We start from the raw sequence: 26,050 nt of genomic DNA on the forward strand, positions 1-26,050 counted from the left end.
GAAAGCCTTGGCGGCGCCGGTGTAGAATGCCGGTCTGCCAAGGAGACTGCGATGAGACCGATCCTCACGCTACGCCAATACACCCACGACTTGATCGTCCACAGCCATGAACACGCGCAACTGGTGTTCGGCCTGTCGGGCCAGCTCGACTTCGAGGTCGATGGCCGCGGCAGCCAGGTGGTGCAACAGAGTTTCGTGGTGGTTCCCGCCCACGCCCACCACGCCTGCGACAGCCCCAACGGCAGCCGCTGCCTGGTGCTCGATGTGCCCAGCGATCACTGGGTCGCGCAATCTTTGGGCGAGCACGCCGATGCCAGTCGCCGCCTGCTCGACAACCCGGGTCGGCAGCCACTGAATGCGGGGCAAAGCCAACTGGTCAACTGGTTGGCCAGCAGCCCGGTGAATGACCCGCTGATCGCTCAGCAAGGTGCCGTGTTGTTACTGGCGAGCCTCAATGACGCTGCACCCAACAGCGTCGGCGGTCGACGCTTGCCCTATGCCGCGTTGAACGCACATATCGATCAGTACGCCGCCTACCCGTTGCAAGTTGCCGACCTGGCCAGGGTCGCAGGCCTCTCCAGTGCACGCCTGCACGCACGTTTTATCGCCGAGTGCGGCCAGACGCCGATGGATTATATCCGCAGTCGGCGCCTGCATATCGCCGTTGGGCTGTTGCGCGAAACCGGATTGCCGATCGGCGAAGTCGCCATCAGGGTCGGCTACAACTCCCAGAGCGCGTTCGCCGCGGCGGTACTACGCGAGTTCGGCGCCTCGCCTGGTAAGTTGCGTCGCGAGGCTTGAGACAAAAGACGCGAGGATCGCGACAGACGCACGTAGGAGTATCGGGATTCAATGTAGGAGCTGCCGCTGGTTCGGGCCGCGTTCGGACGATCTTTGCGGGATCGCCGTAAAACAAGATCAAAAGATCGCAGCCTGCGGCAGCTCCTACGGGGATGGTGTTTATCTTTGATAACGTCGCCTGCCATGCTCAATACGTTTATCAAGGATTGCAATGACTCCGCGTACCGCCCTTGGCGCCCTGCATATTGGTGCACTGATGTTCGGCCTGACCGGTGTGTTCGGCAAGCTCGCCGCCGCTTCGCCGGCCGTTATCGTCTTTGGCCGTGCCGCATTCGCGGTCGTCGCGCTGGCGTTCTTCGCGCGTTTTGCCAGCAACACTCGCTGGCAGCAACTGCAAGCCACTGACTGGCGGCGTTTGCTGCTCAGCGGCCTGTTGCTGGCCGGGCACTGGGTGAGTTTTTTCATCGCGGTGAAAGTGGCCGGCGTGGCCATTGCGACCCTGGGTTTTGCCAGCTTCCCGGCGTTTACCGTGATCCTCGAAGGGCTGATTTTTCGTGAGCGAATCCGCGCCAACGAGATCCTTCTGGTGGTGCTGGTGAGTGTCGGCCTGGTGCTGGTCACCCCGGATTTCGACCTCGCCAGCGAGGCCACCAGCGGTTTGCTCTGGGCCATAGGCTCGGGTTTGCTGTTCGCCCTGCTATCGCTGACCAACCGCGCCAGCTCTGGACGGATTCCGGCAGTCCAGGCCGCGCTGTGCCAGAACGTCGTGGTCGCCGTCTGCCTGCTGCCAGTCGCCGCACCGCAACTGAGCGAGGTCCGCGCTATCGACTGGCTGTGGATAAGTTTGCTCGGGGTGTTCTGTACCGGTCTGGCCCACAGTTTGTTCGTCGCCAGCCTGGCGGTGATCAAGGCGCGCACTGCGGCGGTGGTCTTTGCCCTGGAACCGGTTTACGGGATCAGCGTCGCCTGGCTGCTGTTCGGTGAAAATCCGACCTTGCGCATGCTGTTCGGTGGCGTCTTGATCATTGTTGCCATCGTGGTCTCCAGCAGCCTGGGCAATACCAGTAAAAAAAAGCCGCAGACTGCTTCAGCTCACTGAGGGCACAAGGCTCACTGACCGCGGTCGTTATGTCCGAGGTCGCGTTGCGGGTCGATCTGATCGCGAACCCGTTGCTTGAGTACCTTGGCCTCGGGAAAACCACCGTCGGCCTTGCGCTCCCAGATTTGCACGCCGTCGCAGGTGATGTGAAATATCCCGCCCGTTCCAGGTACCAGGGAGACTTTACCCAGATCGTCGCCAAAGGTACTGAGCAGCTCCTGGGCCAGCCAGGCGGCGCGCAACAACCATTGGCATTGCGTGCAATAGGTGATGACGACTTCCGCTTTGTTACCAGTCATGATGCGTTGAACTCCCGAGCTTGATGGCGTCGCTATAATAGCCGCCATTATCGCCGGTCCGAGACTGAAGATGCGCCGCCTGTTGTCCTGCCTGTTGCTGTGCCTGTGCCCGTTGCTTGTACAAGCGGCTGAAACGCCCCGGCCGAAAATCGGCCTGGTGCTATCCGGTGGCGCGGCTCGCGGGCTGGCGCATATCGGCGTGCTCAAGGCTCTGGAAGAACAAGGAGTAAAAATCGACGCCATCGCCGGCACCAGCATGGGCGCGGTGATTGGCGGGCTCTACGCCTCGGGCTACAAGATCGATGAACTGGAGAAACTGGCGCTGAGTATCGACTGGCAGCAAGCGCTGTCCGATGCCCCGCCCCGCAAAGACGTGCCGTTTCGCCGCAAACAGGATGACCGCGACTTTCTGGTGAAACAGAAGTTGAGCTTTCGCGACGACGGCAGTCTCGGTTTGCCACTGGGGGTGATCCAGGGGCAGAACCTCGCCCTGCAGCTGGAAAGCATGCTGGCGCACACCAGCGACACTCGCGACTTCGACAAATTGCCGATCCCCTTCCGGGCCGTCGCCACCGACATCTCCACCGGCGAGAAAGTGGTGTTCCGCAAGGGCCACTTGCCTCAGGTGATTCGCGCGAGCATGTCGATTCCGGCAGTGTTCGCGCCGGTGGAACTCAACGGGCGATTGCTGGTGGACGGCGGCATGACTGACAACATCCCACTGGATGTGGCTCGGGAGATGGGCGTCGACATCGCCATCGTGGTCGACATCGGCACCCCGTTGAGCACCCGCAATCAGCTGACCACCGTCGTCGATGTACTGAACCAGTCGATCACCCTGATGACCCGTCGCAACTCCGAAGAACAACTGGCCACCTTGCACCCGGACGATGTGCTGATCCAGCCGTCGCTGGCCAGCTTCGGCGGCACCGACTTCGGCCGCACCCGAGAAATGATCGACGCCGGTTACCGCGCCACGCGCATCCTCGATGCACGACTGGCCCGCTTGCGCCCGGCCGAACCGGTCGATGCGCAGCTGGCCGAGGCCCGGACTCCCGGCCAGCGGACACCGATCATCACCGCGATCAAGGTCGAGAACAACTCGAAAGTCGCAGACGAGGTGATTCGCTACTACATCCGCCAACATATCGGTGAGCCGCTGGACCTGGGTCGCCTGCAGACCGACATGGGCACGCTCTACGGCCTGGACTACTTCGATCAGGTGCAATACCGGGTGGTACACAAGGGCCAGGACCACACCCTGGTGATCAATGCGCATGGCAAACGTAGCGGGACCGATTACCTGCGCCTGGGGATAAATCTGTCCGATGACATGCGGGGCGACAGCGCCTTCAATCTCGGCGCCAGCTATCGGGTCAACGGCATCAACCGCCTTGGCGCCGAATGGCTGACCCGGGCGCAGATCGGCGATCAACAGGAACTGTACAGCGAGTTCTATCAACCACTGGACGTCGGTTCGCGCTACTTCATCGCCCCCTATGCCGTTATCGAATCGCAAAACGTCGAAGCCATCCTGGACAACGATCCGATCGCCCAATATCGCCTCGAGCGTTATGGCTTTGGCCTCAACGTCGGGCGCCAGATTGGCAACAGCGGTGAGATTCGCCTCGGGGTCGGCGAGGCCTGGGGCAAGGCCGATGTGCGTATCGGCGACCAGGACCTGCCCACTGAGAACTTCAATGAGGGTTTCTATGAACTCAAGTACTCGTTCGACTCACTGGACAATGTCTACTTCCCGCATTCCGGCGAAGACATCGGCCTGGCATTGCGTCAGTTCGCGCCGGAACTGGGCTCCGACAAACGCTACCGGCAATGGGAGTTCAAGCTGGACAAAGCCCTGAGCAGCGGACCAGACACCTTCATCCTGGGTGGGCGTTTCGGGCGTACGCTGGATGAAGCCGACGTGGTGACTTCAAGCTTCCTGCTCGGTGGCGCTCGGCAGCTCTCGGGTTTCCGCCAGGATGCGATTTCCGGGCAGAACATCAGCCTGGCCCGCGCCGTCTACTACCGGCGCCTGACCCCGCGTTCGTACCTGCCGCTGGATTTTCCGCTGTACATCGGCGGCTCACTGGAACGCGGCCGGGCCTGGAACAACGATAACGAGTTCGACAGCGACTACATCAATGCCGCCAGTATCTTCCTCGCCTTCGATACGCCGCTGGGGCCGTTGAGCTTCAGCTACGGATTGAACGATGACGATCAGCAGGCGCTTTACCTGAACCTGGGGCAGACGTTTTAGCACTGGGTGCCGCCAAAAGATCGCAGCCTGCGGCAGCTCCTACAGGTATTGCGTATACCCATTATGTCAAAGGGGAACCGGCTCGGTGTAGGAGCTGCCGCAGGCTGCGATCTTTTAGGGCACTCTCAACCCATTCTCGCCAACAGATTACGCGCGGTCCGTTGCAGCGGTTCGTCGCCTTCTTCAAGCAACTCATTGAGCAAACGACTGGCGCTGTCCAGGTCACCGTCGTCGAGGCAACCTTGCGCCTGTTGCAGTTTACCGGCAGCGCTCTGCTCAAGTTCCAGCCCATCGAAATCCACCGACAACGGCTCGATTTCCAACATTGGCGAGGGACTGGCGAAGCTGTCGAGAAAGGCTTGGTCCAGCGCCTCGGTTTCCGAGATGCAAGCCTGCTCAGGCTCGTCGAGGTCACTCAGAAACGGCTCGTCGGACATTTCGAATACTAGCGGCAGCTCATTCAAATTCGAATTAAAGAGCGGGTCGAAGTCGAGCGCCGTATCAGCGGTTTGGGTGTGGCGTGCCGGCGGCGTGGTGTCGAACGGGCTGACCAGATTCCAGTCCGAGTCTGTCGACAGGTCATCCAGATTCAACTGGAACTCATCCAGTGCGGTACTGACCGGCACTGCAGCCACCGAGGCTGCCAACACCTGCGGCGCGAGCCCGGCAGCGGTCGAAAGTTTGGCAAAGCGCTGGCGAATGTCTTGCAGAGTCTCTTCGCTGACTCCTGACTCGCGCAAGTGACTTTCCTGCTTGGCATACTCGGCAACCGCGTCTTGTTGCCCGAGAACCTCCAGCAATCGCTGGCCCAGGTCGAGTCGTTGCGGTTCCTTGAGCAGCGCCTCACGCAAGATCCCCGCTGCTTCGTCAAGGCGACCATAGGCAAGGTAGAGCCGAACCCCCTCAAGTACATCGGACGCCGGGGTGGTTTTTTTGCGCGGTGCCACGTGCTCCTGCGCCGTAACCCGCTGACCGGTTTCATCTCCAGCCACTTGCGCGACCAAGGGCTCCACCCGACTGACAACCGGCTCAGGGGCCACCGGTGGCATGGGCAGCGGCTCTGGCAGCACTTGAGTGTGAGAGCGCTGACGCCGCACCCAGAATGCGATGATCAACAGCAACAACAGCAGCACCAGCCCGGTCATCAGCCAAAAATTCGATTCCCCGGCCTCTTCGGCGGCTTCGGCAACAGGCGGCGAGCCAACTGGCGCCGGTGCGACAGGTGCAGCAGCACTGGCAGGGGGTGCCTGGACTTCGGTCAATCGGGTTTGCAGGTCGACTATTGTTTGTTTTGCAGCAACGATGTCCTGATCCTGGGTCGCAAGCCTGGCCTGCTGCTCAGCGATGGTCGCTTGCAGATGCTGGTTCTCCAACACGCTGCTGGCCAACTGCTCAGAGGTGAGTGCCTGCTGCTTCTGCGCCGCTGCCAAGGCAATTGCTTGAGCGTTGTCAGGCTTTGCCGGCATCGCTGTTGTTGCTTTACGGGGAGCCGGCGCGGATGACTGAGAATTGGCGGGCGAAACTGGAACAAGGTTGCTTCCGGGCTTGCTCCTGGGTTCGATCCCCGGTGAACCCGGAGGGTCGATCAATACCGTGTATTCGCGCAGTGAACGCCCACCGGGTTGGTTCACCTGCACCAGGAAATTCAGGAAAGGTTCCGTGACCGGCTTGTTCGAGACCACCCGAATCACGCTACGGTTGCCTTGCAGGATCGCGGTGAACCGCAAATCATTGAGGAAAAACACCCGCTCGACCCCGGCGCGACTGAACTCCTCGGCCGTCGCCAGGCTCACGGACAATTCGCCTTCGCTCAGCTCGCCGGGCTCCAGCAGGGCGATCTCGGCATCGAGCGGTTGGGTCAAGGCCGAGTGCAGAGTGATTTCGCCCAACCCCAACGCCGGGACCAAGGCCGAGTAACCCAAGGCGCCAGAAGCCAGCAACAGCGAGCGCAGGGTCAACAGCCGGGATGTTTTGTGAGAGGAATCATATCTGTCACAACAGCGCAACGCAGACTGCAAACTTCGGAGCATGGGCATCCCTTGGAAAACCGACACCAACTGGAAAGCGCTCACGCGTCCTGCACGAGCACACTGTGGATCTGGTATGTCTAAATAGTCTGCCAAACGCTGAAGCTTTAAAAATCTGCAGGCGGGTCATGCCTCAGGATTTTTCCAGGTTGGCCAGAATGTGACCATGTACCCGCATGCAGATGCGCAAGTCTTCTTCGTCGACACCTTGGAACAACTCATGACGCAACGCGTTGGCGATGGTTTCGATCTGTTCGATCAATGGCCGGGCCGGCGCGCAAAGGACGATCTTTTTCGCCCGACGATCTTCTACAACCGCTTGACGCTGCACCAGGCCCTGGGTCTCCAGGCTGTCGAGCAATCGCGCCAGGGTTGGACCTTCGACACCCACGCTTTGCGCCAGTTCACGTTGGGTTGGCGCTTCGTCAAAACGTGCCAGATGCAGCAGCACCAGCCAACGGGCCTGGGACAAGCCAAGCCCGGCCAGACGGCGATCCAGTTCGGCACGCCAGCCTCGAGACATCTGAGCCAACTGCATGCCAAAACGGTGTTGATCGGTTAACGGCATAAAACACTCATGATTAGACTGAAATAGAGAAAAGCTAATTATTAGTCAGCTAAGCATGACCCTCGGCGCGAGGCAAGGCTTGGTATGTACTGAATCGTTACATCCCGTTAAACGATCACTCACATCTCGAATTCCGCCTGCAAGGCAGCGCGCACGCAGTAGAGGACCCCCTCCGGAACCCGACCGAAAAACAGCGGAATGATTTCTGCAACGGGCGGTAGTTCGCCTTCTGCATCAAGGAACGCGTCCTGGATCTCGCCGAGCATATCTTCCGGCAGATCCAGCGCTTGCTCCAGGGACAATTGCTGCTTGCCAATGGCCTCGGCGAGCAAGGTGTAGACGTTCTTCTCCGAGCACTGCAGCTGGCCGGCGATCTGCACCGGCGTCATGCCGGCGCGGGCCAGGGTAATCAGTTCGTGGCGGATATCGGCGACCACTTTCGGGGTCTCGGCCTGGCCGCCCAGTACATCGAGGAAGGCCTCGCCGTAACGTTCCAGTTTGCGCGCACCGACACCGCTGACCTTGGCCATTTCCGGCAAGGAGCTGGGCTGGCTGCGGAGCATTTCCAGCAAGGTCGAATCCGGGAAGATCACATAAGGTGGCACGCCATGTTCCTGGGCCAGTTTACGGCGCAGGGCACGCAAGGCCTCCCATTGCTCGCGCTCTTCGCCGCGGACCAATTGGCTGGCCTGACTGTTGCTGCTCTTGGCGGTGGTTTGCGGTTTCAGGTCGCGGCGCAGTTCCAGGGTGACTTCGCCTTTGAGCAACGGCCGGCAACTGTCGCTCAAGCGCAGGCCGCCATAGCCTTCCAGATCGACGTCGGCCAGACCTCGGGCAACCAGTTGGCGGAACAATGAGCGCCATTCGCCTTCGGCCCGCGCCTTGCCGACACCAAACACCGAAAGATGTTGATGGCCGATGCTGCGCATCTTGTCGTTGTCCTTGCCCAGCAGCACATCCACCAGATGCCCGACGCCATAACGCTGGCCGGTGCGGTAGATCGCCGAGAGCGCCTGGCGAGCAGGCTCGGTGGCGTCCCAGGTTTGCACGCCGTCGACGCAGTTGTCGCAGTGGCCGCAGGGTTGCGGCATGTCTTCGTCGAAATACGCCAGCAGGGTCTGGCGTCGGCAACGGGTTTCTTCACAGAGCGCCAGCATCGCGTCGAGCTTGTGCTGCTCCAGGCGTTTGTGGCGTTCATCACCCTCGGATTTTTGCAGCATCTGCTTGAGCATCAAGACGTCTTGCAGGCCGTAGGCCATCCAGGCATCAGCGGGCAGACCGTCACGGCCGGAGCGACCGGTTTCCTGGTAATAGGCCTCGAGGGACTTGGGCAAGTCCAGATGCGCGACAAACCGTACGTTGGGTTTATCGATGCCCATGCCGAAGGCAACGGTGGCGACCATGATCAAGCCTTCCTCATTAAGGAAGCGCTTCTGATTGAAGGCCCGCGTCTCATTCGGCAGGCCGGCGTGGTAGGGCAGCGCGGGATAACCTTGCTCACACAGGAAAGCCGACACTTCATCGACTTTCTTGCGCGACAGGCAATAGACGATGCCGGCATCGCTGCGCCGCTCCGAGAGGAACGCCAGCAACTGCTTGCGCGGCTGCTCCTTGGGCACGATGCGGTAGAAAATATTCGGCCGGTCGAAACTCGAAAGGAAACGTTCGGCGTCCTGCAGATGCAGGCGATTGACGATTTCTTCACGGGTGCGCATATCGGCCGTAGCGGTCAGGGCGATGCGCGGCACAGTGGGAAACAGCTCCGCCAATTGCCCCAGTTGCAGGTATTCCGGGCGGAAGTCATGGCCCCATTGCGAAACGCAGTGCGCTTCGTCAATGGCGAACAGGGCGATTTCCAGGCTCTGGAGGAATGCCAGCATCCGCGGCTGGACCAGCCGCTCGGGGGCCAGATAGAGCATTTTCACTTCGCCACGCTTGATTCGCGTCGCCAGGTCACGCTGTTGCTCGGCGTTCAGCGTGGAGTTCAGGGCGGCCGCGGCAACGCCCAGCTCTTCGAGGGTCGCGACCTGATCGTCCATCAATGCGATCAACGGCGACACCACCACCGCCAAACCTTCGCGCAATAGCGCCGGGACCTGGAAACACAAGGACTTGCCGCCGCCGGTAGGCATCAGCACCAAGGCGTCGCCGCCACTGGCCACGCGCTCAATGATCGCACCCTGGCGGCCACGAAAACTGTCGTAGCCGAAGATGTCCTTGAGAACGCGCTGAGCCTGTTCTAGCATGAAAAACTCCCAATAGTGCCGTCTATCCCTCTGTGCAGGCTGGATGAAAACGTCACGGTCTTCACGGAAAAAGACGTAAGCGGACTTTTCCTGATCCCTCGCCACACCCTGCAGGGCATTACAAAACGCGGCAGTATACCCGAGCGATCCCAGGCATTGGGCGCCGCTGACGAATCAACACATTCCTCGTAGCAGCTGGCGAGCCCGCGAGCCTGCGTTCGACCGCGCAGCGGTCGTAAACCCTACCGACCCGGTCCGCCTGAAACACCGCGCAGTCTGGTTTTACGACTGCTTCGCAGCCGAACGCAGGCTCGCGGGCTCGCCAGCTGCTACCCGGACCGCGTCAGGGCTTGTTTTGAATGCAGGCAAATCTGCCCGGCGGCTGGCCTGAGCGCTCAAGAAGGCCTAGAATTCAGCATCGAATATTCCCAAGGTAGTCCTTTAATGTCCTTCGCTGAGCAACTAACCCGCCTGCAAGTCTTCCTCGACGCCGACGAGCTGCATGACGAGGCGCTGGACTACGTGGCCGCCCACGGCTATCTGACTGCGCTCTCGATCTGTTCCGAGGACGTTCCCGAACGCGAATGGATCGACGCCCTGTTCGCCGAAGAGCCACATTACGCCGACGACGCCGAGCGTGAAGCGATCGAAGCCACCCTGGTGCTGCTCAAGGCGCACATCGCCCGGCAACTGGCGTCCGATGAGGAATTCGAGCTGCCCTGCGACCTGGACCTCGGCGAAGACCCGGACGACTCCGATCTGCGCGGCTGGTGCATCGGCTTCATGGAAGGCGTGTTCCTGCGTGAAGCGGCCTGGTTCGAAACCGCCGAAGACGAAGTCAGCGAAATGCTCCTGCCGATCATGGTCGGTTCCGGCCTGTTCGATGAGCAGCCGGAATTTTCCGACATCGCCAACGATGCCAACCTGATGGACGACATGATCGTGCAGATCCCTGAAGCCCTGACCGCGCTGTACCTGCTGTGCAACGCACCGGACGAAAAACCGGCCATTCTCAAGCCTCGTCACCACTGAGGCTGCGCCTATGGCGGCCAACCCCATAGGCAACCGCTCCCTGATAGTGCGTTACGTTCTGCTGGCCATCGGCTTGCTGAGCGTCGCACTGGGGGTGGTCGGAATCTTCCTGCCGGTGTTGCCCACCACGCCCTTTCTGTTGCTGGCGGCCGCCTGTTTCGCCCGCAGTTCGCCGCGCTTCTATCGATGGCTGGTCGAGCATCCACGGCTCGGCCCCTGGGTGCGTGACTACCTCGATGGCAACGGCATCCCGCTCAAGGGCAAGGTTTACGCCATCGGCGTGATGTGGCTGAGCATCGGCCTGTCTTGCCTGCTCGTCCCCCTGCCCTGGGCCCGCGGCTTGATGCTGACCAGCGCAGTGCTGGTGACGATTTACATTCTGCGGCAGAAGACTTTGCACAGGTCTTGAATCTCCAGCGCTCTTGGTAAAGATCGCAGCCTGCGGCAGCTCCTACGCCGACCGTGTACATCCTGTAGGAGCTGCCGCAGGCTGCGATTTTTTCGCGTCACCCACGAACCTCCCGCGAAGCAACAATCAATCAATCCTTTTCAGAAAACAGCGCCTAGACTTCAGGCATCTGCACATGAGCAGCCAGACATGTCCGCCAGTCCGCGTAGTCCAGGATGGTCAACGCTCCGACTCCGGCTCGGCGGATGGCTGCTGGTATCGGGATTTCTGCTGGTCGGCCTGGACACTGGCCGGGCGAACTGGAATTTTGCGCTGATTCTGCAAACCGCCGAGCAACGTTATGGTGCCCTCGGCCCAGCCAAGGGACGGATCGAGGCCTGGAACCAGATGCTGCAAAGCGAAATAGCACAACCGGAACGCGAGCAGCTTGGCGCCGTCAACAGTTTCTTCAATCAACAACTGAGCTTCCAGGACGATCCCGGAATCTGGCGTCAGATCGATTACTGGGCAACGCCCGTCGAATCACTGATCAAGGGCGCCGGCGACTGCGAAGACTATGCGCTGGCCAAATACTTCAGCCTGCGCAACCTTGGCGTTCCCAGCGAGAAGCTGCGCATCACTTACGTCAAGGCGCTGACCCGCAACCAGGCGCACATGGTGCTGACCTACTACGCGACCCCCACTGCCGAGCCATTGGTGCTGGACAACCTGATCGGCGAAATCCGCCCTGCCTCACAACGCAAAGACCTGCTGGCGGTGTACGCCTTCAACGCCGAAGGCCTGTACCTGCCCGGGGCCAACGGCGGCAAACGCAGCAGCGACTCGAAAAAGCTTTCGCGCTGGCAGGACGTGCTGAAAAAGATGCGGGCCGAAGGCTTCACCCTGGATGATGGCTAACGCCGCCAACAACAAGGAGCGCTGCATGTCGCTACTCAAGCAATTGTTTCTCGCCATCTGCCTGTTCCTGCTGGTGGCGTTCAGCGGCAGTTTTCTTGTCGGCCTGGAGGCCTCGCGCGAGCAGATGCTCGGCCAGTTGCGCTCCCATGCCCAGGATGCCGCCACCGCACTGGGGCTCTCGCTGACCACCCAAATCGATGATCCTGCGATGATTGAGCTGATGGTCAGCTCGATCTTCGATAGCGGTTACTTCGCCAGCATCCGGGTAATAAACATCGCCGATGAACAGCTTCTGGTGGAGCGCAGTCTGCCCACGGTTGCCGAAGGTATACCGGACTGGTTCGTGCGGCTGGTGGACTTGCGTCCGCAAGGGGGGGACGCGCTGATCATGCGCGGCTGGGAGCAAGCGGCGCGGGTCGAAGTGCTGAGCAATCCCCAGTTCGCCCTGGCCAGACTCTGGGACAGCGCCGTCGGCAGCCTGGTCTGGTTGCTGCTGTGTGGGTTGCTCAGTGCAGTGTTTGGTGGCTGGCTGCTGCGCCGGCAGTTGCGTCCGCTCGATAGCATGGTCAAACAGTCCGAAGCCATCAGCAAGCGCGAGTTCCTCAGCCTGCCCCAACTGCCCCGCACGCCGGAGCTCAAACGGGTGGTACTGGCGATGAATCAGATGGTCGAAAAGCTCAAGGGGCTGTTTGCCGAAGAGGCCGCCCGCAGCGAAAAACTGCGGGCCGACGCCTACCAGGACAGCCTCACCGGACTGGCCAATCGGCGCCTGCTGGATGAACAGCTGACCGAACAGTTATTGGTCACCGAACAGAGCAGCTCCGGTCATCTGTTGATGCTGCGAGTCAATGACCTGGCCGGTCTCAACCAACGTCTGGGCGGCCAGCGCACCGATGCCCTGATCAAGGTAATCGGTGAATTGCTCAAACGCTTGACCCAGCAAATAGATCGCCGTCATTGGCTGGCCGCGCGTAACCGCGGCGGCGAATTCAGCCTGCTGGCCCCCGGTCTGGACAACAAAGACGCCACACGCCTGGCCACCGAGATCAGCGCCACCCTGGAGAACCTGCGGCTTACCGGCGCCAGTGACTGCATGCCGGTCGCGCACCTGGGGATAGTCGCCTATCAGCCGGGCGAACCCGCCGGCACTGTGCTGCTGCGCCTCGATCAAGCGCTGACTCAGGCCCAGCGCCATCCGGAGCGCCCCTGGGCCCATCTGGCGCACTTCAATGGCGCGCCGAGCCAGACTCAGCACGACTGGCGCAACTGGATCGAGGACGCCCTCAAACACGGCAAAATGCAGCTGTATTTCCAGCCGGTGGTGCAGTGCGCCGATACCAGTCAGGTGTTGCATCACAAGGTGCTGGCCCGCTTGCTCGACCCTCAGGGCGAAGCGATTGCCGCCGGGCATTTCCTGCCCTGGATCGAGCGCCTGGGCTGGTCGGCGCGCTTCGACCTGGCGATGCTCGAACACACCCTCGATTACCTGATCGAAAATCCCTGGCCGCTGGCGTTGAGTCTTTCCGGCAGCACCCTGCGTGATGCGCCGCACCTGCAGCAGATCCTCAGCATGCTCCACGCCCTGCCCGACCTCGCGCCCTTGCTGACCCTGGAAATCGACGAACGCGCTCTGCCGCCACCGGCCGAAATGCAGCAACTGAGCCAGAGCATCCAGGCCACCGGCTACCGGATCGGCTTGCAACATTTTGGTGGCAGCTTCAGCCAGATCGGCAACCTCACCCTGCTGGGGCTGGCCTACCTGAAAATTGACAGCAGCTACATTCGCGACATTGACCAGCAGAGCGACAAACGCCTGTTTATCGAAGCGATCTTTCGCGCGACCAACAGCATTGATCTGCCGCTGATTGCCGAGATGGTCGAGACCCAGGGGGAACTGGAAGTGATCACGGAGCTGGGATTGTTTGGGGTGATGGGCAGATTGATCGGGCCGCCGGAGCCGATGTAACAACCCCTGTAGAAGCGAGCCTGCTCCGGGCGGCGTTCCGAGGATAGCGGACTGTCAGCTGGCATCAATGTTGACTACCTGGCCCTCATCGCGAGCAAGCTCGCTCCCACATTTGGCCTTTGTCGTTCACCAGATTTCTGTAGGCAGGAGATCCAGTGTGGGAGCGAGCCTGCTCGCGATGAGGACCCCACAGCCACCCGCAGCGCTGGCGCCAGGATGCGGGAATTTTTCTCACAAGTTTTCGAGGTTGCGTAGAGATGGATGCCCGGATAATCTTCGTGGGTCGCTGCCAATTCAGCGACCGGGCGTCGCGGCCCGAGCAATCAAGGCGCACAGCGCCACCTCTCCAATCAGTTGGCGCTTTTTTGTCGTCTACTGTTTTTTATGGCGGCTGTGCGTGGGATACCTTCGGGTATGCCGGGTTCCTTGATTCCCGGTCCGCGAACCTGCGTACAGCTGCCACCCTCCATCGCGTCGCGGCGATCAGTGGCAGCTCCACCAATCAAGGAGCTTCACCATGAGCAAAGTCACCCCAGATCCCCCTGAAACCGAAAACACCTCCCCTTACGATTCCCTCGATCCCGGCAAACTTCACAAGGCCGCCGAGCGCGCTCTCGATTACCACCTGTCATCGTCCGACAAACCAAAGCTCGATCCGCAATCCGCCAACATCTTCACCGTGATCGACGGTATCGACACCGAACGCTTGCTGGCCAATCTCAGCGAAACCCTGGCCTCGGCCAATGCCATGGCCAGTGACCTGGCGTTCGAGCTGGAAGGTTCGCAACGGCATCTTGCGCTGGGCATTCAATAGATGATCGAACTGGGGGAGTTGTTGGCGAACCGGGCGCTGGACGATCTCGATCCGCGATAGCCGGATCAACAGCAAAAGATCGCAGCCTGGCGGCAGCTCCTACAGAATTTGGGTTGCACCCGATCTGTGTAGGAGCTGCCGCAGGCTGCGATCTTTTGATCTTCAGCGCTGCTTCAGGTCAGACGGTATCGACCTTCAACGAGTGGTCGTTGAGCATGCCGTTGATGATGGTGGCGGTGTCCGCGCCGCCCGCTATCACCCCGCCCGTTCCCGGGGTCACGCCGTAGTGACTGGCCAGGTTGACCCCGGCCAGGTCGATGGTCTGGCTCGCAATGGCGCCCGCTGTCGAGCTGACATCAATGCTGGTCACCAGTGAGGCACCGCTGCCGGTGACCTTGAAGTGCAGGTAGTCGTCCAGCGAAGCCGAGGTGGCGTTTTCGCCCTGCAACAGTTGCGACAGGTCGAGCTTGTCGGTACCTGGGGTAAAGTCGCTGACCACGTCATGCCCGCTGTTACCGTGCAGCCACTGGAAGGTGTCGTTACCCTGGCCGCCGGTCAGGCTGTTGTTGCCCGGCCCGCCGATCAGGAAGTCGTCACCGCCACCGCCGTTGAGCACGTCGTTGCCCAGACCACCGGTGATGATATTGGCGTTGCTGTCGCCGGTGAGGGTGTCGTTGTAGCTGGAACCGATCAGGTTCTCGATCGCGGTCAGGGTATCGCTGCCCGCGCCCCCGGTGTTTTGCGCGCCGAGCAAATTGAGGTCGACCGTCACCCCGGCCGGGGCATGGGCGTAGCTCACCGTGTCATTGCCAGAGCCGCCGTCGAGCAGGTCATTGCCGGTGCCGCTGAACAACAGATCATTGCCGGCTTCGCCGTGCAGAGTGTTGTTGCCGGAACCCGCAGTGAGTACGTCATCGCCGTCGCCGGCATTGAGCAGGTTGTCACCGCTGCCCGCCAGCAGTACATCGTCGCCCGAGGTGCCGGCCAGGGTATGCCCCTCCTGGGAGCTGATGCCCACCGCCGCGCTGTCGCTGCCGCCGTGGTTGTCGTTGGCGCTGTAAGCACCGTGGCCGTCCGGGGTGATGTCATGGGCGCCAGCGTAGTTGACCGTCATGGTCAGCGTGTAGGTTTCCAGCCCGGCACCACTGTCGCCAGGGCCGTCGGCGATAGGGGTGACGTGGATTCTATAGGTCCCGTCAGCCCCCGCAGTGAAGGTTTCGTTGTTGCCAATCGCGGTGAAGGCCCCGCCGTTGAACGAATACTCCATGCCCACATCGCCGGCCGCGAGGCTGTGTTTGGGATTCAGGGTCTCGCCCTGTTTCAGATCAACGCTGATCATGCCCTCATCGTTTGCGTTGGAACCACTCACCTTGCCCAGGTAGCCGCTGACGATCACCACCGCGGTCATCGCGACAGTGTTGGCGTTGAAGGAGGCGCGGGTGACGTTTAGCGCCTGGTTGGCGTTGTTGTCTCCAGCCCCGGAAAAGGCAATGGTATTGAGGCTGGTTGCCGTGAACTCCGCTCCCTTGGCTGCCCCCCCGGTGTTTAACGTGGTAGGCGCGGTCGTCAGCGGATCACCGTTGGCATCGCTGTCATCGGCCGGCAGCTCGTCCCCCGGAACCACCGGGTTGTTGGGCAGCACTTGGGGGATGATGGGGTCATCGACCACCACCGGTGGCGCGTTCGGGTTGAGATTGCCGGCGGCCAGGTCCTGACCGTCCTTATTCAGGTCCAGGGCTTTTTCGAAGACCGTTACGTCCTGGCCGTTGAGCGCTTTGAACCCGCTGTCACAGACGTCGATAGAAATGGTCGTGGTGCTTTTATCGCCATCGGCATCACGGACGGTGTAGGTGAAAACGTCCGTGGCCCCCGGCGGGCTCACCGACTTCGGGTTGCTGTGATAAACCGCATTGCCTGCGGCATCCAGGGTCAGGTAGCCGTAGGTACCATGGATGGTCGAGTTGAGGCCGCCGACTACCGAAGTCGAAGTATCGCTGCCTGCCCGCACTCCGATTACCGCGCCGGAGGGGCTGAACCCATCGGCGCCGGCACCGTCATTCAACAACACATTGCCGCTGACCACTGCGCCCTCGGCGACGCTTGCCACGTCGGCCCTGGCGCTCGGCAGGTCGTCGACGATGTTCACGTCAATGACCCCCGACGCCGTGTTGCCACCGGTATCGGTGACGACCACATTGAAGTGCTCGGCGATGCCGTTGGCACCCTGCGCGCTCGGGTGGGTTTCGTTGTCGACCAGGGTATAGCTGTAGCTGACCACCCCGGTACTGGCGTTAACACCGGTGATGGTCAGGGTGCTGCCGAGGGCGGTGGTAATCGATTGCGGGACGCTGGCGAGCACCCCGCCGCTGACCACGCTGATGCCACCGACCGTAAGGGTTTGCACGCCATTCAGCGCAATGACGGTGAAGGTGCCGTTCTGGGTCAATGCCGGTGTATTGGGGTGGCTGCCGTCGCTGAGGTTTCGCTCAAAGACGGTCAGTTCGCCGCACTCGATGTCGAGGCCTTTGATGATGACCGGATCAATGTTGTTGTGGACCTGCAGCACCAGTTTGGCGGTGCTGGTATCGCCGTCGGCGTCGGTGATGGTGTAGGTGAAGGTGTCGGTATCGCTTTCGCCACCGTGTCCCTTGAAGTCCGGGTCATTGGGATTCAGGGTGTAGGTGTAAGTACCGTTCGCCGCCAGCACCAGGGTGCCGTAAGTCCCGACGTAGGTCCCGGCGGTGACGGGCCCGGTGGGCACTCGATCGGCGCCCTGGGTGTCGTTGCTCAGCACGTTACCACTCAGCACCAGATGGCTTTGCGAAGCTGTACCGGTGTTGCTGTCGTTGGCGGCGCTCGGCAGGTCGTCGACGATGTTGACATCAATGACCCCCGACGCCGTGTTGCCACCGGTATCGGTGACGACCACATTGAAGTGCTCGGCGATGCCGTTGGCACCCTGCCCGCTCGGGTGAGTTTCGTTGTCGACCAGGGTGTAGCTGTAGCTGACCACCCCGGTACTGGCGTTAACACCGGTGATGGTCAGGGTGCTGCCGAGGGCGGTGGTGATCGATTGCGGGAGGCCGGCGAGCACCCCGCCGCTGACCACATTGATGCCACCGACCGTAAGGGTTTGCACGCCATTCAGTGCAATGACGGTGAAGGTGCCGTTCTGGGTCGATGCCGGTGTATTGGGGTGGCTGCCGTCGCTGAGGTTTCGCTCAAATACGGTCAGTTCGCCGCACTCGATGTCGAGGCCTTTGATGATGACCGGATCAATGTTGTTGTGGACCTGCAGCACCAGTTGGGCGGTGCTGGTATCTCCGTCGGCGTCGGTGATGGTGTAGGTGAAGGTGTCGGTATCGCTTTCGCCCCCGTGTCCCTTGAAGTCCGGGTCATTGGGATTCAGGGTGTAGGTGTAGGTACCGTTCGCCGCCAGCACCAGGGTGCCGTAAGTCCCGACGTAGGTCCCGGCGGTGACGGGCCCGGTGGGCACGCGGTCGGCGCCCTGGGTGTCGTTGCTCAGCACGTTGCCGCTCAGCACCAGATGGCTTTGCGAAGCTGTACCGGCGTTGCAGTCGTTGGCGGCGCTCGGCAGGTCGTCGACCACATTCACATCCAGCGAACCGTTGGCGGTGCTGCCATCGGTATCGGTGGCAACCACGGGGAAGTGTTCGCTAAGGTTGTTGGCACCCAGCCCCGCTGGGTGAGTTTCATTGTCGATCAGGGTGTAGCTGTAGCTGACCACCCCGGTGCTGGCGTTGTAGCCGGTAATCGTCAGGGTATTTCCGAGGGCGGTGGTGATCGATTGCGGGAAGCCGCTGGCCACCCCGCCACTGACCACGCTGATGCCACCGACCGTGAGGGTCTGCAGACCATCCGCCGCCGATACGCTGAAGGTGCCGCTTTGGGTCAGTGCAGCGGCATTCGGGCTACTGCCGTCGCCGAGGTTTCGCTCGTAGACCGTGAGTTCACTGCCCTCGACGTTGAGCCCGTCGATAGTGACCTGATCGTCATTGTTGTGGACCTTCAGCACCAGTTGGGCGGTGCTGGTATCGCCATCGGCGTCGGTGATGGTGTAGGTGAAGGTGTCAGTATCGTTTCCGCCACCGTGGCCCTTGAAGTCCGGGTCATTGGGATTCAGGGTGTAGGTGTAAGTACCGTCCGCCGCCAGCACCAGGGTGCCGTAAGTCCCGATGTAGGTTCCGGCGGTGATGGGCCCGGTGGGTACGCGGTCGGCGCCCTGGATGTCGTTGCTCAGCACGTTGCCACTCAAAACCAGATTGCTTTCCGAAGCTGAACCGGCGTTGCTGTCGTTGGCGGCGCTCGGCAGATCATCGACCACGTTGACATCCAGCGAACCGCTGGTGGTGCTGCCGTCGGTGTCCGTGGCAACCACGGGGAAGTGTTCGCTGAGGCTGTTGGCGCCGTTGCCCGGATCATGTGCTTCGTTGTCGACCAGGGTGTAGCTGTAGCTGACCACTCCGGTGCTGGCGTTGTAGCCGGTAATGGTCAGGGTATTTCCGAGAGCGGTGGTGATCGATTGCGGGAAGCCGCTGGCCACCCCGCCGCTGACCACGCTGATGCCACCGACCGTGAGGGTCTGCAGACCATCCGCCGCCGATACGCTGAAGGTGCCGCTTTGGGTCAGTGCAGCGGCATTCGGGCTACTGCCGTCGCCGAGGTTTCGCTCGTAGACCGTGAGTTCACTGCCCTCGACGTTGAGCCCGTCGATGATGACCTGATCGTCGTTGTTGTGGACCTGCAGCACCAGGGTCGCGGTACTGGTATCGCCATCGGCGTCGGTCAGGGTGTAGGTGAAGGTTTCGGTCCCGCTGCCGCCGCCCTGCAGGGCGACAAATTGCGGATCGGCCGTGTTCAAGGTGTAGGTGTAGGTGCCATCGGCAGCCAGCACCAGGGTGCCGTAGGTACCGGTGAAGGTGCCGCCGATGATCGGTCCGGTCGGCACGCGGTCGGCGCCTTGCAGGTCATTGGGGAGCACGCTGCCGGTCAGGGTCAGCAGACTTTCGGAGGCAGTGCTGGCATTGCTGTCGTCGAACGCTTTGGGCACATCGTCGGTGATGTTGATGTCCAGCGAACCCGTGGTCGAGTCACCGTTGCTGTCGCTCGCCACGACCGTGAACTGTTCGCTGAGGCTGTTGGCGCCGTCGGCGGCGGAATGGATTTCGTTGCCGATCAGGGTGTAGCTGTAACTCACTACGCCAGTGGCCGGATTGTAGCCGGTGATGGTCAGGGTATTGCCGAGTTGGGTGGTGATCGACTGCGGAAAGCCTGCGACCACCCCGCCACTGATTACGTTGATCCCGCCAATGCTCAGACTGAACAACCCGTCTGGCGCAGAAATGCTGAACGTACCGCTTTGGGTCAGTGCCGCAGGATCGCTCGCCGAGCCCTGAGCCAAATTGGCTTCATTGAGGGTCAGTTCACCGCCTTGCACCGCCAGGCCAGTCAGACTCACCGGATTGTTGGGCGGCACGATTGCCGGGCTCTGGTCGCCCCCCCCGTTACCGCCGTTGTCCGGGTCGCCAGCAATACGTCCCAAGGGGAATTCTGGAATGCCATTGAAACCGGCGGTAGGGAAACCAATGACCGGATCAACCCGTCCCGCCACCTCTTCCAGCAGCACGAAAGAGTGACCGCCGCCGGCATTACCGGTCCCGCCTGTTCCGACAGGCCCCGCCGCAGTGGCTTCAGCGGTCTGGGTCGGGTCGTCACCCGCGGCGATGGCTTTCTGCAACTGTTCGACATCGGTCAGTTGCGCCTGGCTGGGTGTCACCGCCTCCGGCGTGTCCACATGGGGCGCCTGGTGCGCCAGCAGTTGCGCGGTCATTTGCACGCTGCTGTCACGCCCCAAAGTCAGTTCCTGGCCATTTTGCAATTTCACCGCCACCGCGCCTTCGGCACCGGTGACCAGTTGATCCCCGGCAAACAAGCGGTCCCCTTCGATCAGGGCGCGTCGGGCTCCATCACCCGCAACAGCGAAAACCTGACCGGCCACCTGACTGACGATTCCGATGAGCGTTGCCATTTGAATTCCTCCGCCGCCGACAGCTATCGGCATCTTGTTGTATGGAGAAAGTGCTTATGGCGTTACCGGGTTGCTTGGCGGACATCTGCCTGGCAGCTCGTTTACTCACAGGTAAACTGCGCTCCGTCGCGATCTTCTCGCCTCACTCATCCCTCGCGGGCTTGCTGTTTGTGCTGGGTAAACCGGATGAAATCCACTTCATCCTTCCCGCACAGCCTCCTGCGAAAGCAGCGTCACGATCTCTCAAGCAAGCGTCAAAAAACCGCCACCAAAAAAACCGCGTCACCCCATCCCCTCCACCACTTTCCCGCCCTATGTTGGAAAAACGGATTGAACTTTCCTGATTCCCGAGAAAGCTCCCTAGAGCTTATAGCTCGGGACCTCTGGTTTGAACAATGTGCTGGAAGTTAGCAGAGCGCATAAGTTTTTTTCGGCATGAGCGTTATGAGAAATTCTTCTTAGCTTCTCTCCAAGATGTTCTTAGCTCTGATGTTACAAACCTGAGACGGTTTGAACGATAAAGAGCGTCATTTTTTTGGCGACTGCCAGCACCATCAGGATCAGGGAGAGTTACCTATGGGCGTTTTGAAACCCCTCTGCAGCGCGATTTTACTGGCCATCGCTTGCTCGCATCAGGTACAGGCCATGTCACTGACTGAAGCGATTCAGAGCACACTGGATAATCATCCGGAACTGCATGCCAGTGAAAACAACCGCTTGTCTGCCGACGAAGACGTGAAAGTTGCCAGGGGGGGGTTCTTCCCGACTGTCGATTTGAATGCCGCTTACGGCCGCGGCTATAGCGACAACACCAACACCCGCGCCTTGGGTAATCACAACACTGAAACCCTGACTTACACCCAGTCGGAACTGCGTCTGCGGCAAATGCTGTTTGATGGTTTCAACACGTCCAACGAAGTCGGCCGGACCAAATCCGTCGTCAACTCCAGGGCTTATTTCACCCGTGGCACCGCCGAAAGCCTGGCCTTGCGCACTATCGAGGTGTACCTCGAAGTGCTCAAGCGCCGTGAACTGGTAACCCTGGCCAAAAACAACCTGCAAGCACACCTGCGGGTCAACGACCAAATCGGCCTGCGCACCGAACGCGGCGTCGGCAGCAACGCCGACCGCGACCAGTCGATTGCCCGCCGGGCGCTGGCGGAAAACAATTACGAAACCGCCCAGGTCGACCTGGCCGACGCTGAGGCGAGCTTCTTCAGCGCAGTCGGGCGCATGCCCGATGAACTGGAAACCCTGCCCTCGATCAGGGGTGAAGTACCCGCGACCTTGCCGGATGCGCGGCAAAGCATGCTGGAGAACAACCCCTACCTGAAATCGGCACAGGCTGACGTGCATGCCGCCGAGAGCCAGTACGAGGTTGCCAAATCGCCGTTCTATCCACGCTTCGATGCCGAGGCCGCCGTTGGCGCCAACGACAATATTCAAGGCGAAAAGGGCCACGACAACGAATGGCGAGTCGGTGTGGTGATGAACTACAACCTGTTCCGGGGCGGCAGTGACAAGGCCCGACTGCAATCGGATGCGCACAAGATCAATCAGGCGATGGATATCCGCAACAACGCCCTGCGCATGCTCAACGAGAACATCACGCTGGCCTGGAACGCCATGGTCAATGCGAAGAAACAAACCCCGACAGCCCGGGAATACGCCGAAACCACCACTCGCGTGCGAGCGGCCTATCAGGATCAATTCGGCCTGGGCCAACGGACCCTGCTCGACGTACTCGACAGTGAAAACGAGTTGTATAACGCCAACCGCCGCTACACCGAAGTGCGCTACGTCGAGGAGTTCTCCATGTACCGCGTACTGGCCAACATGGGCGAATTGCTGAACAAGGAGAAGGTGGTGGTGCCGGCCGAAGCCATCGCGGCATCGGATGTGAGAAGCGAAGCCCGTTTGCCAGAAATGAAGTAGGTAAAAGGAGAGCTCAATTTGACCAGCATGGAACCTGTAAGCACTGGTGTTGATCCGCGCCTGAGCTTTGATGACCCGTTGTTGGATGGCTTGTTGATCCTCTGCAAACTGCACGACTGCAGCGTCAGCCGTGCCAGTCTGAGCGCCGGACTGCCGCTGGCCCAGCAGCGTCTGAGCCTGGACCTGCTGCCCCGTGCAGCCGCCCGGGCCAGCCTGCAGGCGCGTTTGCTGCGCCGGGAACTGGGAGCGATCTCGGCGCTGAATCTACCGGTACTGCTGATTCTCAAGCATGGCCGCTGCGCAGTCTTGCGGCGTTGGGGCGACGACGGCAAGGCGTTGATTCTGCCGAGCGAAGCCGAGGGTGGTGAGCAATGGGTCAGCCGTGAAGAGCTGGCCGACGATTACACTGGCCAGGCACTGTTCGCCCGGCCACGGCATGAACTCGAAGACCTGCGCGCCCCCTTGGTGCCGCGGGTCGAAGCCTGGTTCCGCGACACCCTGAAGCTGTCGCGCTGGCTGTACAGCGATGCGATTCTCGCCAGTTTCCTGATCAACCTGTTGGGGTTGATGGTGCCGTTGTTCGTCATGCAGACCTACGACCGCGTGGTGCCGAACCAGGCAACCTCGACACTGTGGGTGCTGTCCATCGGACTGCTGATTGGCACCGGTTTCGAATTGGTGCTGCGGGTGGTCCGCGCCCACTTGCTGGACCAGGCAGGGAAGAAGACCGACATCATCCTTTCCGCCACCCTGTTCGAACGCATCACCGGCATGTCGATGAAAGCCCGCCCGGCGACCATCGGCGGGTTTGCCCAAAGCATCCACGACTTTCAGGGCTTGCGCGAATTCCTCACCGCCGTGACCCTGACCAGCCTGATCGACCTGCCGTTCGCCGTGCTGATGCTGGTGGTGATCGGCCTGCTCGGCGGCTGGCTGGTGGTGATTCCGCTGTTGGCTTTTCCGATCACCATTATCTTCGCCATGCTGATCCAGGTCCGCCTGCGCGACACGGTGCAGAAGAGCCTGAGCCTGAGCGCCGAACGCCAGGCCTTGCTGATCGAGACCCTCGGCGGCCTGGAAACCCTCAAGGCCTGTAGCGCCGAAAGCGAACGCCAGCACAAATGGGAAAGCACCCACGGCGCCCTGACCCGTCTGGACAGCCATGCGCGCAACCTGTCGGCGCTGGCCACCAACGGCACTTTGTTCATTCAGCAGCTCTGCGGCATGGCGACCATCGTCGCCGGGGTCTACAGCATCATCGCCGGCAACCTCAGCGTCGGCGCCCTGGTGGCGACCTACATGCTCGGCAGCCGGGTGCTGGCGCCGCTCGGGCAAATCGCCGGGCTGATCACCCGCTACCAACAAGCCCAACTGACCATGCGTAGCACCGATGCGCTGATGTCCTTGCCGCAGGAACGCGACGCCAAACAGCGGCCGCTGGAACGCACCCAACTGCAGGGCGCAGTGGACGTCAATCAGGTGACCTTCCGCTACAACGGGCAAAACGCCCCGGCCCTGGCCAATATCAGTTTCAGCCTGAAACCCGGCGAACGGATCGGCATCATCGGTCGCAGCGGTTCGGGCAAAAGCACCCTGGCACGACTGGTGATGGGCTTCTATGCACCGCAGGAAGGCCAGTTGCTGCTCGATGGCCTGGACCTGCGGCAATTGGACGTCGCCGATCTGCGCCAGCAAATCGGTTACGTCGCCCATGACCTGCCGCTGCTGGCCGGCAGCCTGCGCGACAACCTGACCTTGGGCGCGCGCTATATCAGCGACTCCAGGATGCTTGAAGTCGCCGAGCTGACCGGTGTCACCGAACTCGCCCGGCAACATCCCCAAGGCTTTGACCGGCCGGTCGGCGAGCGTGGCCAGTTGCTCTCCGGTGGTCAGCGTCAGGCTGTGTTGCTGGCCCGGGCGCTGTTGCTCGACCCGCCGATCATGTTGCTCGACGAACCCACCAGCGCCATGGACAACAGCAGCGAAGATGTCCTGCGTCAGCGCCTGCATGGGTGGGTCAAGGGCAAGACCTTGCTGCTGGTCACCCACCGCACCTCGATGCTCAGCCTGGTGGATCGGCTGGTGGTGCTGGATAACGGTCGGATTGTTGCCGACGGGCCGAAGGAAGTGGTCATCGATGCACTGCGCAAGGGCCGTGTCGGCTCTGCGGCTGTCTAGGAGTCGCCTATGTCTGCTTCACAAGGTTCACGCGGCTATTTCGACAGCTTCAGCAAAAGCGCGGAAAGCGAATTCATGCCCGACGTGGCCGGCGCCTCGCTGCAGGATTCGCCGCGCTGGTCGCGGATGACGGTATGGATCGCCGCGGCGCTGATTATCACGGCAGTGGTCTGGGCCAAGTACGCAGTGCTGCAGGAAGTCACCACGGGCGAAGGCAAGGCGATTCCGTCGAGCAAAGTTCAGGTGATCCAGAACCTGGAAGGCGGCATCGTCACCGAAATCTTCGTGCGCGAAGGGCAAATGGTGAATAAGGGCGATACTTTGCTGCGTCTCGACGACACCCGGTTTCTGTCCAATAAGGGCGAAAGCGAAGCCGATCGTTTTGCCTTGATCGCTCAGGTCGAGCGCTTGTCCGCCGAGGCCGAAGGACGGCCTTTCAAGCTCTCCGACGAAGTCATCGCCAAAGCCCCGCAAGTGGCTGAGGACGAACGTTCGCTGTTTGCACAACGGCAACGTCGGCTGGCCAGCGAGCAACGCACGCTGACCGAACAACTTCGGCAAAAAACCCAGGAACTGGCGGAGTTTCGCTCCAAACAGGGGCAGTTCAGTTCCAGCCTGGCGCTGCTGCAACAGGAAATGAACATGTCGGCGCCGCTGGTGGGCACCGGCGCGGTGTCACCGGTGGAAATCCTTCGGCTCAAACGTAGCGCGGTGGAGATTCGCGGCTCATTGAATGCCACCACCCTCGCCATTCCACGGGCCGAATCGGCGATCAACGAGATCAAGAGCAAGCTCGATGAATCGGTGCAGGGCTTTCGCTCCGACGCTGCCAAGGAGCTCAACGAAAAACGTACCGACCTGTCGAAAATCACCGCCTCGAGCATCGCTATCGATGACCGGGTGACCCGCACCACGGTGGTCTCGCCAGTGCGCGGGATCATCAAGGTGCTCAAGATCAACACCATTGGCGGGGTGGTCCAGCCGGGCAGCGACATGGTGGAAATCGTGCCGCTGGAGGACAACCTGCTGATCGAAGCCAAGGTCCGACCGCAGGATGTGGCCTTCCTGCATCCCGGGCAGAAAGCCATGGTCAAGTTCAGCGCCTACGACTACACCATTTACGGTGGGCTGAGTGCCAAACTCGAACTGATCGGCGCCGACACCATCACCGACGACAAGGGCAACAGTTTCTACCTGATCCAGGTGCGCACCGACAAAAACCACCTGGGCGGCGACGTCAAACCGCTGCTGATCATCCCCGGCATGGTCGCCACCGTGGACATCATCACCGGCGAGAAAAGCGTGCTGGATTACTTACTCAAACCGGTGCTCAAGGCCAGGACCGAGGCGATGCGGGAGCGGTAGTCGCTGGCTGGAATTTTCGGTTACTGATCCACCGCTATCGCGAGCAGGCTCGCTCCCACATTTGATCTGTGGTGGTCACAAATATTGCATGCACAGCAGACCTCC

16 protein-coding genes are annotated in these 26,050 nt (G+C 61.1%); 11 read left to right on the forward strand and 5 right to left on the reverse strand.

Going from position 1 to position 26,050, the window contains the following annotated elements; all coding sequences use genetic code 11:
- The first annotated feature begins 51 nt into the window (after positions 1-51).
- Positions 52-801, forward strand: coding sequence for a helix-turn-helix transcriptional regulator (locus F8N85_RS15170; protein ID WP_150804377.1), 750 nt, complete (start codon positions 52-54; stop codon positions 799-801).
- A 211-nt stretch (positions 802-1,012) separates the two neighbouring features.
- Positions 1,013-1,900 carry a DMT family transporter gene (locus tag F8N85_RS15175; RefSeq protein WP_150804378.1) on the forward strand — a complete coding sequence of 296 codons (888 nt, stop codon included), beginning with the start codon at positions 1,013-1,015 and terminating at the stop codon, positions 1,898-1,900.
- Between the two features lie 11 nt (positions 1,901-1,911).
- Here F8N85_RS15175 and F8N85_RS15180 read toward each other — a convergent pair whose 3' ends face one another.
- Positions 1,912-2,199 (reverse strand): SelT/SelW/SelH family protein, encoded by a 288-nt coding sequence (locus F8N85_RS15180; RefSeq protein ID WP_150804379.1) that lies wholly within the window; start codon positions 2,197-2,199, stop codon positions 1,912-1,914.
- Positions 2,200-2,269: 70 nt separating this feature from the next.
- Here F8N85_RS15180 and F8N85_RS15185 point away from each other — a divergent pair, with 70 nt between their 5' ends.
- Positions 2,270-4,459, forward strand: coding sequence for a patatin-like phospholipase family protein (locus F8N85_RS15185; RefSeq protein ID WP_150804380.1), 2,190 nt, complete (start codon positions 2,270-2,272; stop codon positions 4,457-4,459).
- A gap of 125 nt (positions 4,460-4,584) precedes the next feature.
- Here the strand turns inward: F8N85_RS15185 and F8N85_RS15190 are convergent, their stop codons facing one another.
- From F8N85_RS15190 to recQ, 3 genes are all read right to left on the reverse strand, one after another.
- Positions 4,585-6,417 carry a FimV/HubP family polar landmark protein gene (locus F8N85_RS15190; RefSeq protein ID WP_318183221.1) on the reverse strand — a complete coding sequence of 611 codons (1,833 nt, stop codon included), beginning with the start codon at positions 6,415-6,417 and terminating at the stop codon, positions 4,585-4,587.
- A gap of 202 nt (positions 6,418-6,619) precedes the next feature.
- Positions 6,620-7,054, reverse strand: a complete 435-nt coding sequence (locus F8N85_RS15195; RefSeq protein WP_150804382.1) for a MarR family transcriptional regulator — start codon at positions 7,052-7,054, stop codon at positions 6,620-6,622.
- A 119-nt stretch (positions 7,055-7,173) separates the two neighbouring features.
- Complete coding sequence (gene recQ, locus F8N85_RS15200; protein ID WP_150804383.1) at positions 7,174-9,300, reverse strand: DNA helicase RecQ; 2,127 nt, start codon at positions 9,298-9,300, stop codon at positions 7,174-7,176.
- Positions 9,301-9,744: 444 nt separating this feature from the next.
- On the opposite strand from recQ, the gene F8N85_RS15205 reads away from it, so the two are divergent.
- From F8N85_RS15205 to F8N85_RS15225, 5 genes are all read left to right on the forward strand, one after another.
- Positions 9,745-10,332: a YecA family protein gene (locus tag F8N85_RS15205; protein WP_150804384.1), complete on the forward strand. Its 588-nt coding sequence runs from the start codon at positions 9,745-9,747 to the stop codon at positions 10,330-10,332.
- A 10-nt stretch (positions 10,333-10,342) separates the two neighbouring features.
- On the forward strand, positions 10,343-10,741 hold the full coding sequence (locus F8N85_RS15210) for a YbaN family protein (RefSeq protein ID WP_150804385.1): 399 nt from the start codon (positions 10,343-10,345) through the stop codon (positions 10,739-10,741).
- A 189-nt stretch (positions 10,742-10,930) separates the two neighbouring features.
- On the forward strand, positions 10,931-11,638 hold the full coding sequence (lapG, locus tag F8N85_RS15215) for a cysteine protease LapG (protein ID WP_150804386.1): 708 nt from the start codon (positions 10,931-10,933) through the stop codon (positions 11,636-11,638).
- Positions 11,639-11,663: 25 nt separating this feature from the next.
- Entirely contained in the window at positions 11,664-13,604 is a 1,941-nt protein-coding gene (gene lapD / locus F8N85_RS15220) for a cyclic di-GMP receptor LapD (protein ID WP_150804387.1), read from the forward strand.
- A 517-nt stretch (positions 13,605-14,121) separates the two neighbouring features.
- Entirely contained in the window at positions 14,122-14,418 is a 297-nt protein-coding gene (locus F8N85_RS15225; RefSeq protein ID WP_150804388.1) for a DUF6124 family protein, read from the forward strand.
- A gap of 178 nt (positions 14,419-14,596) precedes the next feature.
- Here F8N85_RS15225 and F8N85_RS15230 read toward each other — a convergent pair whose 3' ends face one another.
- Positions 14,597-20,467, reverse strand: a complete 5,871-nt coding sequence (locus F8N85_RS15230; RefSeq protein WP_150804389.1) for a retention module-containing protein — start codon at positions 20,465-20,467, stop codon at positions 14,597-14,599.
- Between the two features lie 576 nt (positions 20,468-21,043).
- Between F8N85_RS15230 and F8N85_RS15235 the strand changes: the two genes are divergently transcribed.
- Genes F8N85_RS15235 through F8N85_RS15245 form a run of 3 tightly spaced genes read left to right on the forward strand, consistent with a single transcriptional unit; the run spans position 21,044 to position 25,945 of the window.
- Positions 21,044-22,402, forward strand: a complete 1,359-nt coding sequence (locus tag F8N85_RS15235; RefSeq protein WP_150804390.1) for a TolC family outer membrane protein — start codon at positions 21,044-21,046, stop codon at positions 22,400-22,402.
- Positions 22,403-22,420: 18 nt separating this feature from the next.
- Positions 22,421-24,580: a type I secretion system permease/ATPase gene (locus tag F8N85_RS15240; protein ID WP_150804391.1), complete on the forward strand. Its 2,160-nt coding sequence runs from the start codon at positions 22,421-22,423 to the stop codon at positions 24,578-24,580.
- Between the two features lie 9 nt (positions 24,581-24,589).
- The gene (locus F8N85_RS15245) at positions 24,590-25,945 is read left to right on the forward strand and encodes an HlyD family type I secretion periplasmic adaptor subunit (RefSeq protein WP_150804392.1); all 1,356 of its coding nucleotides are present in this window, start codon (positions 24,590-24,592) and stop codon (positions 25,943-25,945) included.
- Positions 25,946-26,050: the final 105 nt, after the last annotated feature.

Source organism: Pseudomonas fluorescens, from assembly GCF_902497875.1.
In the GTDB taxonomy this organism is placed as follows: Bacteria; Pseudomonadota; Gammaproteobacteria; order Pseudomonadales; family Pseudomonadaceae; genus Aquipseudomonas; species Aquipseudomonas fluorescens_BR.